Origin of the sequence: Bradyrhizobium sp. TM233, from assembly GCF_036247965.1 — a bacterium.
GTDB classification, from domain to species: domain Bacteria; phylum Pseudomonadota; class Alphaproteobacteria; order Rhizobiales; family Xanthobacteraceae; genus Bradyrhizobium; species Bradyrhizobium ottawaense.
The window spans coordinates 24,621-37,187 of the sequence record NZ_BTIG01000010.1; the positions used below are offsets into that span (position 1 = coordinate 24,621).

11 protein-coding genes are annotated in these 12,567 nt (G+C 65.0%); 2 read left to right on the top strand and 9 right to left on the bottom strand.

Annotation, left to right across the window (positions count from 1 at the left end; translation table 11 throughout):
• Positions 1-88: 88 nt before the first annotated feature.
• The 4 genes from AABA86_RS21880 to AABA86_RS21895 all read right to left on the bottom strand — a co-directional run bounded on the left by AABA86_RS21880 (position 89) and on the right by AABA86_RS21895 (position 5,033).
• Positions 89-1,810 carry an FAD-dependent oxidoreductase gene (locus tag AABA86_RS21880; RefSeq protein WP_338308405.1) on the bottom strand — a complete coding sequence of 574 codons (1,722 nt, stop codon included), beginning with the start codon at positions 1,808-1,810 and terminating at the stop codon, positions 89-91.
• A gap of 59 nt (positions 1,811-1,869) precedes the next feature.
• A complete protein-coding gene (locus AABA86_RS21885; RefSeq protein ID WP_212247802.1) occupies positions 1,870-2,889 on the bottom strand; it encodes a S1C family serine protease in 1,020 nt (339 codons plus the stop codon).
• A gap of 91 nt (positions 2,890-2,980) precedes the next feature.
• Positions 2,981-3,427: a hypothetical protein gene (locus AABA86_RS21890; protein ID WP_338308406.1), complete on the bottom strand. Its 447-nt coding sequence runs from the start codon at positions 3,425-3,427 to the stop codon at positions 2,981-2,983.
• Between the two features lie 7 nt (positions 3,428-3,434).
• On the bottom strand, positions 3,435-5,033 hold the full coding sequence (locus AABA86_RS21895) for a GMC family oxidoreductase (RefSeq protein WP_338308407.1): 1,599 nt from the start codon (positions 5,031-5,033) through the stop codon (positions 3,435-3,437).
• 200 nt (positions 5,034-5,233) lie between these two features.
• Between AABA86_RS21895 and AABA86_RS21900 the strand changes: the two genes are divergently transcribed.
• Positions 5,234-6,022 carry a thermonuclease family protein gene (locus AABA86_RS21900; protein ID WP_338308408.1) on the top strand — a complete coding sequence of 263 codons (789 nt, stop codon included), beginning with the start codon at positions 5,234-5,236 and terminating at the stop codon, positions 6,020-6,022.
• A 219-nt stretch (positions 6,023-6,241) separates the two neighbouring features.
• Here the strand turns inward: AABA86_RS21900 and cyoD are convergent, their stop codons facing one another.
• From cyoD to AABA86_RS21920, 4 genes are read right to left on the bottom strand one after another with little or no spacing between them, the layout of a single operon-like run.
• Positions 6,242-6,628 (bottom strand): cytochrome o ubiquinol oxidase subunit IV, encoded by a 387-nt coding sequence (gene cyoD, locus AABA86_RS21905; RefSeq protein WP_212247795.1) that lies wholly within the window; start codon positions 6,626-6,628, stop codon positions 6,242-6,244.
• Positions 6,625-7,266 carry a cytochrome (ubi)quinol oxidase subunit III gene (locus AABA86_RS21910; protein WP_338308409.1) on the bottom strand — a complete coding sequence of 214 codons (642 nt, stop codon included), beginning with the start codon at positions 7,264-7,266 and terminating at the stop codon, positions 6,625-6,627. Before AABA86_RS21910 ends, cyoD begins: the two co-directional genes overlap by 4 nt.
• Entirely contained in the window at positions 7,266-9,266 is a 2,001-nt protein-coding gene (gene cyoB / locus AABA86_RS21915; RefSeq protein WP_338308410.1) for a cytochrome o ubiquinol oxidase subunit I, read from the bottom strand. The genes AABA86_RS21910 and cyoB overlap by 1 nt, the downstream gene beginning before the upstream one ends.
• Complete coding sequence (locus AABA86_RS21920) at positions 9,256-10,089, bottom strand: cytochrome ubiquinol oxidase subunit II (RefSeq protein ID WP_212247789.1); 834 nt, start codon at positions 10,087-10,089, stop codon at positions 9,256-9,258. The genes cyoB and AABA86_RS21920 overlap by 11 nt, the downstream gene beginning before the upstream one ends.
• Positions 10,090-10,338: 249 nt before the next feature.
• On the opposite strand from AABA86_RS21920, the gene AABA86_RS21925 reads away from it, so the two are divergent.
• Entirely contained in the window at positions 10,339-11,139 is an 801-nt protein-coding gene (locus AABA86_RS21925; RefSeq protein WP_212247788.1) for an SDR family NAD(P)-dependent oxidoreductase, read from the top strand.
• Between the two features lie 60 nt (positions 11,140-11,199).
• Here AABA86_RS21925 and AABA86_RS21930 read toward each other — a convergent pair whose 3' ends face one another.
• A complete protein-coding gene (locus tag AABA86_RS21930) occupies positions 11,200-12,564 on the bottom strand; it encodes a PQQ-dependent sugar dehydrogenase (RefSeq protein WP_338308411.1) in 1,365 nt (454 codons plus the stop codon).
• Positions 12,565-12,567: the final 3 nt, after the last annotated feature.

A 12,567-nucleotide genomic window follows, 5' to 3' on the forward strand; every position in this document is an offset into this window, starting at 1 on the left:
CCAGTACTCCGAGACGGCAGTGAAATACGGATAGGCCGCGGCGTACTGGATGCCCCGCCTTCGCGGGGCATGACAGCGGTGGGGGTGGCTAGACCGACGTCAACAGGCTGGCAGCGGTCTCACGCGCCACACTCCCCTCCGCCAGATGCCGTCCTGCAATATACCCGAACGTCAGCGCCGGCCCCAGCGCGATGCCCGGCGCCGGATAATTGCCGTTCATGATCGAGCCCATGTCATTGCCGCAGGCATAGAGGCCCGCGATCGGCGTGCCATCCTCGCGCAACACCCGGGCTTGCGGATCGACCCTCATGCCGATGGCCGTGCCGAGATCGGCCGGATGGATGCGCATCGCGAAGAACGGCGTGCGGAGGATTGGCGCGACGCAGGGGTTGGGCTTGTGGCTGATATCGCCGAGATGGCGCTGGTAGATGGTGCTGCCGCGGCCGAATTCGCCATCGCGCCCCTCTTTCGCGCCTTCGTTGTAGCTCGCGATCGTCGCCGTGAGCACCGGCGGCTTGACGCCGATCCTCGCCGCAAGCTGCGCAATGTCAGGAGCCTCGACCAGCTCGCCGCTCACCACATAGCGCCGATAGCTGCGCGTGAACGGCTTGATGCGGCCGAGGCCGTAGGCCCACAGGAACCGGCGATCGCAAATCAGATAGAACGGCTCGCCATTGCCATGACGGAGCATGGCGAGCACGAATTCATGGTGGGACAGCGCCTCGTTGACGAAGCGCCGGCCCGCCGCGTTGACGGCGATCACACCGGGCTTGGCGCGGTCGGTCACAATGTGCGGGAACACGCCGCGGCTGCCGTCGTCGCGGCGGAACAGCGAGGACGGGACCCAATAGGCCGGGCTGGTCGCGTCCGCGTTGAGCGCGGCACCTGTCGTCGCCGCGAGCCGAAGTCCGTCGCCGGTGCCCGAGGTGTTGGTCGCCGAGACAAATCCGGCCGCCGCCGGGAAGAAGCGCTTGCGCAAGCTCGCGTCGTGCGAGAAGCCGCCGGTTGCCAGCACCACGCCGCGGCGCGCTGCGATCAGCCGGTCGCGCGAGCCATGACGGATCACCACGCCGCTGACGCGGTCGCCCTGCAGCGAGAGGTCTTCGACGTCGGCGCTGAAGAGAACTTCAACCTGCCGCGCCAGCAGCGAAGCATAGAGCTGCGCGGCAAGTGCGTTGCCGAGATGCAGCGACGTTCCGCGCCGGCTGCGCAGCCGCTGCAGCGCATATCGAGAGACCAGCCGCGCCGCACGCATGGTCGAGCGCAGCGATTTTCCAACGCTGCGCAGGTGCGGAACGTCGAGAGGATTGACCATCATCCCGCCGAACAGCGTGAACTCCGGCAGCGGTGGCCGCAATCGCGCAAAAGCGGCGCCGAGCCGCGTGCCATCGAAAGCAGCCGGCTCCAGCACGCGGCCGCCAGCCGTTGCCCCCAGCCGCTCCGGATAACAATCCGGACAGGCCTTCACCGGCTGGAGGCGAACTTCCGTGTTGGCTTCGAGATAGGCGATCGCCTCGGGCCCGCGCGCGAGGAAGGCGGCGCGCAGACCGGCATTGGCAGGCTCGGGCACCGTGCTCGACAGATATTGGACGGCATCCGCGACGCTGTCGGAGAGCCCGGCCTCCCTCATCTTGGCATTGGCGGGAATCCAGACCATGCCGGCGGACCAGGCGGTGGTGCCGCCGACGAACGCGGTCTTCTCGATCACCAGCACGCGCAGGCCCTGCGCAGCGGCAACGGCCGCCGCCGTCATGCCGCCGGCACCGGCGCCGATGACAATAACGTCGTAGGTCTCATGCGCCGGCATCATGCGGCGGATTTCCGGGGACGGGGCATGACACCGTCATACCTCGCCCGGAGGGGCCGACGCTAGCGCGCAGGCTTCCGCTCGATCGGATCGATGTCGATCGCCCGCAGGCGGCCGAGCCGCAGCACGTCCATGGCGAGCCGCCGGCCGATCCGGTCGCGATCGAGCACGCGGATCAGATCGTCGACGCCGTTGATCTCGACGCCATCGAGCCTGATCACCACGTCGCCGGGCAACAGTCCCGCCTTCGCCGCCGGACCGTCCGGCTCGATTTGCGCGAGCAGCGCGCCCATCTTGTTTTCGATGCCGGCCAGCACCGCATGCCGCCGCGGCACCGGCGCGGTCTGTCCGGCGACGCCGATATAGGCGCGGCGGACATAGCCGTGGCGGATGATCTCCGCCAGCACGAATTGCGCGGTGTTGCTGGCAACCGCGAAGCAGATGCCCTGCGCGCCGTTGATGATGGCGGTGTTGATGCCGATCACCTCGGCATTCGACGACAGTAGCGGGCCGCCGGAATTTCCGGGGTTGAGCGCGGCATCGGTCTGGATCACGTCCTCGATGGTGCGGCCGCTGACCGAGCGGATCGAGCGGCCGAGCGCCGAGACCACGCCGGCGGTCACGGTCGATTCGAAGCCGAGCGGATTGCCGATCGCGATCACGAGCTGGCCGCGGCGCAAGGTCTTGGAGTTGCCGAGCGCGGCGTAGGGCAAGTCGCGCACGCCGTTGGCGCGCAGCAACGCGAGGTCGGTGTCGGGATCTACGCCGAGCACCTGGGCCTCGCCGACATGGCCCTCGACGTCGCGCAGCCGGATCTCCTTCGACGTGCCGACCACGTGGCTGTTGGTGAGGACAAGCCCGTCCGGTGAGATCACGATGCCCGAGCCGAGCCCGCCGCGCTCACGGCCGTTCGGCACTTTTGGCCCGGTCTCGACACGCACGACCGCGGGGCCGACGCGGTCGGTCACATCGATCACAGCATTGGAATAGGCGTCCAGCAACGCCCGGTCATCGGCCGGCGCAGATGCCGTCGTTCGCGATGACGCGGCGTCATCGACGATATCTGAGGTGAAATCCAACATGGCAAGAGTCCTTGAGGCTCACACAGATGGTGGCCTGCTCGCTGCCGCGCAAGGTGCCCGCCAGGAGTGCAGGGCTCGACTGCCCAGATGGTTAGGGCGCGCGCCGCAGCGTGCCTGCCCTCGCCTTGACGGGGTCGAGCAGCGACCAGTCCCCATCCGGAAGCACATGGCCGTTCGGGAATGGCGCCCGCGGCTCGATCCCCAACGAGCCCAGCACGCGGTCGTCGCGGTAGTAGCATTGCAGCACGACACGGACGAGCGTTGCGGCGGCCGCACCGCCGGCACTGCGGAACTCCTGCGCCACCGCATCGCGCCTGGCGGCATCGAGCTCGGCAAGCGGCCGACCTGCCAGCCGCGCCAGATGATCCAGCGCCGCCGCCACCAATTTGGTATCGCGGCCGAGCGTTGCCAGCATGTCGGCCTGGATCGCGGGGTCGTCTGCGCCGGGCACCTTGTACTCGTCGCTGGCGGGAACGATCATCGCGGCGATGGTACGGAGGTCGTCGCGCTGGGTGCGCGTGAGATTGTCTGCGGACATGGCGGCCTCAATCGAACAAATTGGCAAGGCGCTGCTTCATCTGGTCGGCGATGTAGAGCGCGAGGGCCTGGATGGTGGAGGTCGGGTTCACGCCGCCCGAGGTGACGAAGATGCTGCCGTCGACGATGAAGAGGTTCTTCACGTCGTGCGTGCGGCCCCATTCGTTGACGACGGAGCTCTTGGGATCGGTGCCCATCCGCGCGGTGCCGAGCAGGTGCCAGCCGCCCCACGGGATCGGTGAGTTGACGCAGATGTCGGTGGCGCCTGCGGTCTCGAGGACCTCCCGACCGCGCGCCAACGCATGTTCCATCATCTTCCGGCTGTTCTCGCTGATGGTGTAGTCGATCTTCGGTGCGGGAATGCCGTGACTGTCCTTCAGGACGGGATCGAGCGTGACGCGATTATGCTCCTCCGGCAGATCCTCGCAGATCGCAGAGAAGCCCAGCCGGTGGCCGTTCAGCTTGCGGAAGACGCGGTGATGATCGGCGCCCCAGGGCAGAATGCCCTTCTGCTCGCTGACGACGGCCTCGAACACCGGCCCTGCCCCGCGCACGAACTGAACGCCATAGCCGCGCACGAAGCCGCGCGACAGGTCGGTGTCGTACCACTCCTTGCTCCACAGGCAGGTCGGCGGCGCGCGGTTAGAGTCGGTCGGCTCTTTCACATAGCCGTAGATCTGCGCGTAGGGATGGAACATCAAATTCTTGCCGACGAGGCCGGACGAATTGGCAAGGCCGTTCGGAAAGCGCAAGGACGCCGAGTTCAGCAATAGCCGCGGGGTGCCGACGCCGTTGCAGGCGATGATGACGACATGCGCGGGCTGGAACTGCTCGATGCCGTCCTTGTCGTAATAAACCACGCCGGAGGCCATGCCGTTCTCGTCGGTGGCGATCTCGCGCACCCGGCAATGGGTGCGCAGCTCGACGCCAGCACGGATCGCCTGCGGCCAATAGGTGATGTCGGTGGAGGACTTGGCGCCCTGCGCGCAGGCCGGCGTGCAATGGCCGAGATTGATGCAGCGCGCCCGGCCCTCATAATCCATCGTCGCGACCGTCGTATCCGACGGCCACCAGTGCCAGCCGAGCTTGTTCATGGCCTTGCCGATGATGGCGCCGGACAATCCGAGCGGCTGTTGCGGCATCGGCGGATGCGTCAGCGGCGAGCGCGGATCGCCTGACAAGCCCGACGTGCCCATGATCCGGTCGTTCTCCTCGAAGAACGGGGTCAGCGTGTCGTAATCGATCGGCCAGTCGTCGGCGACGCCGTCCAGCGTCCGCACCTTGAAATCGGAGGGATGCAGCCGCGGCCAGTGCGCGGTGTACATCACCGTGGAGCCGCCAACCGCATTGTAGTTCACGACCTTGATCGGCGAATTGTCGTCGTTGATCGGATAGTCCTCGGGACGGCCGCGCACGTTCGGGCTCGACGACCACTCGCCGTAGAACTTGGCCTCCCAGTCGCGGCCGGTGCTGGGATATTCCGCCGGGTTCATCCAGCCGCCCTGCTCCAGGCAGAGGATATGCATCTTGGTCTCGGCCAGCGACCACGCCACCGCCGCGCCCGAAGCGCCGGCGCCGATGATCAGGACGTCCACGGGGTCTTTCATCGCAACCTTTTCCTCCCGCCCTCGCCGCTTCCCGGGCGATTCGGCCTGCACGGTCCGCAAGGCCTGCGAACGATAGGGTCAGAGCGGGCGGGGAGTAAAGCCGCGGGGCCGGAATGTCGCACTTCGCAGGGTGCAGACCATTGGTATCGCCACATCCGGATGCTAGGAACAGGCGCACGAGCAATCGATAGCGAGACCGTATGTCCTTCCGAAATGTCTTTGCCGCCGCCCACGCTTTTGCGCTCATTTGGTTCTTCGCCTTGTCCGGATTTCTGGCGTCTTCCGAGCCGGCTTCCGCGCTGACCGCCGCCGCGACAGTCCGCGACGGCAACTCCATCCAGCTTGGCGACGTCACCTATCGGCTCGACGGCGTCGACGCGCCCGAGCTCGACCAGGTCTGCATCGACGACCACGCCGATCCCTGGACCTGTGGCATCGAGGCCCGCGATCAGCTGGCGAAGCTGATCAACAAGCGCTCCGTGCGTTGTGACGATGTCGGGCCGGAGAAGAGTTTTGGCAAGCGGCACCGGGCGATCTGCACGGCCGAGGGCGACAAGGCGACCTTGAACGAGCAGCTGGTCAAGCTCGGTTTTGCCATCGCCCGCGAGCCGATCAAGGCGAACGTCAAGCCGGCGGCGGGCGAAGCCAAGACGGCCTCGGCCGGAATTTGGAAGGGGTGCTTTGTTGCGCCGCAAGACTTCCGTGCCGGCAAAAAGGACGGCGCCCTGCTGGGCGCCGCCTGCCGCCCGGACCGCGACAAGGAAATTCGCGCCGTGCTGTTTCCGGAGGAGCTGACGATGCCGCCGAGTTGCAGCATCAAGGGCAAGCTCGCGGTGCGCGCACGCGTCACCGGCAATATCGGCATCTATCATTTGCGGGGTTGCCCGAGCTACCCGGCGACCACCAAGCCGGACCGCTGGTTCTGTTCGGAGGACGACGCCCAGGCGGCCGGCTTCCGCAAGGCCTATAACTGCCGTCGGCCGAAGTGAATAATTCCCTCACGCATCCGTGAGTAGTAGTCCGGCACCGTATTGATCCGGAATTGAACTCCTTCGCGAGTCGCTGCACTCATAGAGGTACGCAAGCGCTTGCGCGGGCGTTTCCTTGGCAGCAATCCGGCTCCGGCCCGATTGCCCTGCTTGGGCGTTTCCTCCCTAGACTTGGGCCGCTTGTCACAACAAGCGGCTCTTCTTTTTTGGACGGCTCTATCACTGCATCCGCATGATCTGGTCCATCGGCGGCATGTTGGCATTCAGATGCGCCATGATCCAGACCGTGCCGCCCACCACCAGGAAGACCACCAGCAGGCCGAAGGCCAGCGCCAGCACATTGTTGGTGTTGTCGGGGCCGGTCGTGATGTGCAGGAAGAACACCAGATGCACCCCCATCTGCGCGATCGCCAGCACGATCAGCGCGACGGGGATGGAGGGCTGCCAGACCAGATCGGTGCCGGCGATGAAGAACGACGTCGCCGTCAGCAGCAGCGCCAGGACAAGGCCGACGACGTAGCCGAGAATGCGCGTGCCGACACTGTGCTGCTCTTCCTCGCCCGGCGCGAGGTCATGGTCGGTCCGTGCATGGGTCTGATCGCTCATGCCGCACTCCCAAGCAGGTAGACCACGGAGAACACCGCGACCCAGATGATGTCGAGCGCGTGCCAGAACAGCGCAAAACACATCATCCGGCGCAATATGTCGGCACGGAAGCCCTTGGCGAACACCTGGGCCATCATGGTGAGCAGCCACAGCACGCCGGCCGAGACATGCAGGCCGTGGCAGCCGACCAGCGAGAAAAATGCGGTCAGGAACGCGCTGCGCGACGGGCCATAGCCGCGCGCGACGAGGTCGGCGAATTCGCGGAATTCGATCGCCAGGAATATGAGTCCCAACAGACAAGTCACGGCCATGCCGAGATAGAACCAGAACCGGTTGCGCACATCGGCGGCAATGCTGGCCATGCCGCAGGTAAAACTCGACAACAGCAGGCAGACCGTCTCGATCGCGACGTTCCTCTGCTCGAAGATCTCCGAGCCCTTCGGGCCGCCGGCCGTCTGGCCAGACAGCACCGCATAGGCCGCGAAGAAGCAGGAGAACATCACGATGTCGGAGAGCAGGAAGACCCAGAAACCGTAGGCGGTCACGATGCGCTTCGACGCGGGTCCGGGATGCTCGATGACGAGCCCGATGTGATGGGGATCGGCGTGCGCATGGCCGACGGTCGCGGTCATCGCCATCAGACTGCTCCCGCCATGCTGACGAGGCTGCGCCGTTCCTCGAGATTGACGCGGTCGATCGCGGCGACCTCGTCGGCCGGAATGACGTATTCGTCGTGATCGCGCCAGGCGAACACGACGAAGGTCGCGAACGCGCCGAGGCCGCCCAGAATCACCATCCACCAGATGTGCCAGATCAGCGCAAAGCCCATGATGGTAGCGAAGAACGCGCAGACGAAGCCGGTCGGGGAATTCCGGGGCATCTCGATGTCCTGATAGTCCGGCCTGTCGCGTTCGAGCGATTGCTGCTGGGCACGGACCTTCATGTCCCAATAAGCGTCCTCGCCGCGCACATCGGGATTGAAGGCGAAGTTGAAAACGGGCGGCGGCGACGAGGTCGCCCATTCCAGCGAGCGGCCGTCCCAGGGATCGCCGGTGGGGTCGCGTAGCGCATCGCGGTTGCGGATGCTGACCACGAGCTGCACGATCTGACAGATCACCCCGATCGTCAGCACGGCCATGCCAATCGCTGCAACGATCATCCAGGGCCGCCACGCCGCAACGTCATAGTGCTGCATGCGCCTGGTCATGCCGAGCATGCCGGCAATATAGAGCGGGACGAAGGTGATGAAGAAGCCGAGGAAGGTGAACCAGAACGCCAGCTTGCCCCAGCGTTCGTCGAGGCGGAAACCAAACGCCTTCGGAAACCAATATTCGAAGCCGGCGAAGGCGCCGAACAGCACGCCGCCGATGATGACGTTGTGGAAATGCGCCACCAGGAACATGCTGTTGTGAAGCATGAAGTCCGCCGGCGGCACCGCGAGCAGAACGCCCGTCAATCCGCCGACGATGAACGTCACCATGAAGCCGACCGACCACAGCATCGGCGTCGCAAAGCGGATGCGGCCGCCATACATCGTGAACAGCCAATTGTAGATCTTCACGCCCGTCGGCACCGCGATGATCATGCTGGCGATGCCGAAGATGGCATTGACGTCCGGCCCCGCCCCCATCGTGAAGAAATGATGCAGCCAGACCATGAAGGAGATGACGCAGATCGCCATGGTCGCAAGCACCATCGAGCGATAGCCGAACAGCCCCTTGCCGGAGAAGGTCGAGACCACCTCGGAGAAGATGCCGAACGCCGGCAGCACCAGAATGTAGACCTCCGGATGGCCCCAGGCCCAGATCAGATTCATGAACATCATGACGTTGCCGCCGGCCTCGTTGGTGAAGAAATGGAAGCCGAGGTGACGGTCGAGCAGCAGCATCGCGAGCGTGGCGGTGAGGATCGGAAAGGCTGCAACGATGAGGAGGTTCGAGGCCAGCGTGGTCCAGCAGAACATCGGCATGCGCAGATAATTCATGCCCTTGGTGCGCAGCTTCAGGACCGTCGTGACGAGATTGATGCCGGCCACCAGCGTGCCGACGCCGGAGATCTGCAGCGACCAGGCGTAATAGTCGACGCCGACGCCGGGCGAATAGGACAGCTCCGACAGCGGCGGAAAGGCGAGCCAGCCGGTGCGCGCGAACTCGCCGACCACGAGCGAGAGATTGACCAGCAGCGCACCGGTCGCGGTCAGCCAGAATCCGACCGAATTGAGCGTCGGGAAAGCGACGTCGCGCACGCCGAGCTGGAGCGGCACGATCAGGTTCATCAGCCCGATCACGAACGGCATCGCCACGAAGAAGATCATGATGGTGCCGTGCGCCGAGAAGATCTGGTTGTAGTGCTCCGGCGGCAGATAGCCCTGCGACTGGTAGGCGACGGCCTGCTGAATCCGCATCATGATGGCGTCGCTGCCACCGCGCAGCAGCATCACCGAGGCCAGCAGAATGTACATGACGCCGATGCGCTTGTGATCGACGCTGGTAATCCATTCGCTCCAGAGATAGGGCAGATGTCCCTTCACCACGACCCAGGTCAGCACGCCCAGGATCGCGACCAGCACCACTGCGCCCGCGACCAGCGGGATGGGCTGATCGAACGGAATGGCCGACCAATCGAGCTTACCGAGCATCGTGGCCTCCACTGTGCGGCCGGCCTGCATCGGAGAGCAGTTCCGGCCCGGGTCCCGGCGGAATGTGCTGGGTCGCGATCAAATCAAACAGGCGGGGATCTTCCAGGCGATAGATCGGCCTGCCCTTCTCGACGCCCTGCTGCATCAGCTTCTTGTAGCTGTCCTCATTCAGCACGGCATCGGTCTTCGCCGTGGTCGCCACCCATTCCGGAAAGGCGAGCGGCGAGATCACGTTGACGTCGAACATCATGTCGGGAAAGCCGTCGCCGGAGAAATGCGCGGACAATCCCTGCAGCTTGCCTTCGTTGTCGGCGCGCAGGTTCAGCTTCGTCACCATGCCGTTCATGGTGTAGATCATGCTGCCGAGCTGCGGGATGAAGAACGTGTTCATCACGCTCGACGACGTCAGCTGAAAGTTCAGCTCGGCGCCGGCCGGCACGGTCAGCGTGTTGACGGTGGCGATGCGCTGGTCCGGATAGATGAACAGCCATTTCCAGTCGAGCGAAACCGCTTGGATCCGCACCGGGCTTCCAGTCCCCGGCACCGGTGCTGCGGGATCGAGTTGATGCGAGCCGATCCAGGCGACGCCGCCGAGCAGGATGACGGTGAGCGCAGGGATCGCCCACACCACCATCTCGACGCGGCCGGAATAGACGAAGTCAGGCTGGTAGCGCGCTTTTGGATTCGAGGCGCGAAACCAGAACGCAAAGCCGAGAATCGCGAAAATGGTGGGCACCACGATCACGAGCATGATGAAGACGGAATCGACCAGAATGGTGCTGTTGGCCGCAGCCACGGGCCCTTGTGGGTCGAGCAGATTCATCGGCAAGCCACTGGCGGTTGGGAAGCCCCCGGACAGAGCCTAGCGCGGGAAAGGCTCCGCAACAAACGCGGCGACCTCGGAACGGTTCCTGGACCGCAAGGGCCAGCCATGCGCATTGAGCCGGCGCAACATGCAAATCCATGCGATGTCAATGACATGAACGCAGAAGCCGCGCCCTTCTCTCCGGTCGGGGCGATTGCTAATCTGCACGAAAATAATGGGAAGTACGGGATCAGGGAGTGAATCGAGATGCGCTTGAAGGACAAGGTCGCCATCGTCGTCGGAGCCGGACAAAGTCCCGGCGAAGGCATGGGCAACGGCCGCGCCACCGCGCTGACCTTCGCGCGCGAGGGCGCAAAGGTCCTGTGCGTCGATCATCATCTGGAATCGGCGCAGGAAACGGTGGCGATGATCACCGCGAAACATGGCACTGCCGCAGCCTTCAAGGCCGACGTCACGAAGTCGGCCGACATCATGGCGATGGTTAAGGACGCGCAGTCGCGCTGGGGCCGGATCGACGTGCTGCACAACAATGTCGGCGTCAGCCTGTCCGGCGGCGATGCCGAGCTGCTGCAACTGACCGAGGAGGCGTTCGACCGTGTCGTCGCGATCAATCTGAAGAGCTGCATTCTCGCAGCGAAAGAGGTGATCCCGATCATGCGCGCGCAAGGCAGCGGCGCCATCATCAACATCTCCTCGATGGCGGCGATCACGACTTATCCCTATGTCGCCTACAAGGCGACGAAGTCGGCGATGATCGCCTTCACCGAACAGCTCGCCTACCAGAACGCCGAATACGGCATCCGCGCCAACGTCATCTTGCCCGGCCTGATGAACACGCCGATGGCCGTCGACACCCGCGCCCGCGAATGGCACAAGACCCGCGCCGAGGTCGAAGCCGAGCGCGACAGCAAGGTGCCGCTGCGCAAGAAAATGGGGACCGGCTGGGACGTCGCCAACGCCGCGCTGTTTCTGGCGTCGGATGAGGCGAATTTCATTACGGGCGTGACGCTGCCGGTGGATGGCGGAGCGAGCGTGAGACGGGGGTAGGTCAGGCGAGCGCCTTTCTTACTCTCCCCTGGAGGGTCCATTCCAGGGGAGGGTGAAGCGTCAGCGCGGCGCGCTTATCACCCGCCAGATCGTGCCGTTGCCGTCCTCCGACACCAGCAGCGATCCGTCCTTCGCCACGGCGACTCCCACCGGCCGCCCCCACACTTCCGTGTCACTGACGACAAAACCCGTGACGAAATCCTCGTACTCGCCCGTCGGCTTGCCGTCCTTCATCCTAATGCGGATCACCTTGTAGCCGGTGCGCTTCGACCGGTTCCAGGAGCCGTGCTCGGCGGCGAAGGCGTCGCTCTGATACTCGGGCGGAAACTGCGTGCCCTGGTAGAAGGTCATACCGAGCGAGGCCGAATGCGGCTGCACCAGCACGTCGGGGACCGTCACCTTGTCCTTGATATCAGGCCGCGCGCCGGCGTGGCGCGGGTCTTCGTTGCCGCCGATGTAAAACCAGGGCCAGCCGTAGAATGCGCCTTCCTTCACGCTGGTCACATAATCGGGCACGAGATCGTCGCCGAGGCCGTCGCGCTCGTTGGTCGAGCACCAGGGCAGACCGGTCTGCGGCTGGATCGCAAGGCCGACGCAATTGCGGATGCCGGTGGCGTAGATCTTCCGCTCCTTGCCATCCGGATTGAACGCCAGCACCGCCGCGCGCTCAGTCTCACTGGCCCAGGCCGCGCCGAGCGGCTGCGCTTTCGACCACGCCTCCGTCCCGCCCGGCGGCGTGCCCAAACCTTCCGCGACGTTGCTGAGCGAGCCGACGGAGACCAGCATGCGCTTGTTATCAGGCGTGAAGACGATATCGCGGGTGGAATGACCGCCGTCATGCGGCAGGCTCGGCACGATCGTCTCGGCCTTGCCACGCGCCTTGAGATCGCCGGCCTGATAGGGAAAGCGGACGACGCTGTCGGTGTTGGCGACATAGACCCATTGCGGATTGTCGCCGTTCGGAAAGAAGGCGATGCCGAACGGCTGTCGCAGGCCGCTGGCGAACACTTCATTGGTCGCGACCTTCCCGCCGTCCCCGGTGCGCAGCACGCGAATGGTGCCGGACCGCGTCTCCGCGACAAAGACGTCACCGTTCGGCGCGACCCTGATGATGCGCGGCGCGCGCAGACCTTCGGCGAACAGCTCGATCTTGAATCCGGCCGGCACCTGGAGTGCGGCGTCCGGCGGACGCGGCACCACGCGCGACGAGCTCGCAACCGAGCGTGTGGCGCCTGGCCTGACCAGATCCTGCGGCCGGATCAGCCTGACCGTGCCCGGCTTGTCGGCCTGCCAATCGCCATAAGCATCCCTGCCCTGCAGCACCGGCTCGGCCTGCGCGCCGGTAGCAACCAGCAGCCCCGCGGATATCGCAACGGACAAAATTCTGCTCTTCAAATTGTCCTCCCGGCCTGCAATCTCGAACATCGA

Coding starts and splice junctions, on each gene's coding strand:
- AABA86_RS21880 (WP_338308405.1), bottom strand. CDS start 1,810: ATGATGCCGGCGCATGAGACCTACGACGTTATTGTCATCGGCGCCGGT.
- AABA86_RS21885 (WP_212247802.1), bottom strand. CDS start 2,889: ATGTTGGATTTCACCTCAGATATCGTCGATGACGCCGCGTCATCGCGA.
- AABA86_RS21890 (WP_338308406.1), bottom strand. CDS start 3,427: ATGTCCGCAGACAATCTCACGCGCACCCAGCGCGACGACCTCCGTACC.
- AABA86_RS21895 (WP_338308407.1), bottom strand. CDS start 5,033: ATGAAAGACCCCGTGGACGTCCTGATCATCGGCGCCGGCGCTTCGGGC.
- AABA86_RS21900 (WP_338308408.1), top strand. CDS start 5,234: ATGTCCTTCCGAAATGTCTTTGCCGCCGCCCACGCTTTTGCGCTCATT.
- cyoD (WP_212247795.1), bottom strand. CDS start 6,628: ATGAGCGATCAGACCCATGCACGGACCGACCATGACCTCGCGCCGGGC.
- AABA86_RS21910 (WP_338308409.1), bottom strand. CDS start 7,266: ATGGCGATGACCGCGACCGTCGGCCATGCGCACGCCGATCCCCATCAC.
- cyoB (WP_338308410.1), bottom strand. CDS start 9,266: ATGCTCGGTAAGCTCGATTGGTCGGCCATTCCGTTCGATCAGCCCATC.
- AABA86_RS21920 (WP_212247789.1), bottom strand. CDS start 10,089: ATGAATCTGCTCGACCCACAAGGGCCCGTGGCTGCGGCCAACAGCACC.
- AABA86_RS21925 (WP_212247788.1), top strand. CDS start 10,339: ATGCGCTTGAAGGACAAGGTCGCCATCGTCGTCGGAGCCGGACAAAGT.
- AABA86_RS21930 (WP_338308411.1), bottom strand. CDS start 12,564: ATGTTCGAGATTGCAGGCCGGGAGGACAATTTGAAGAGCAGAATTTTG.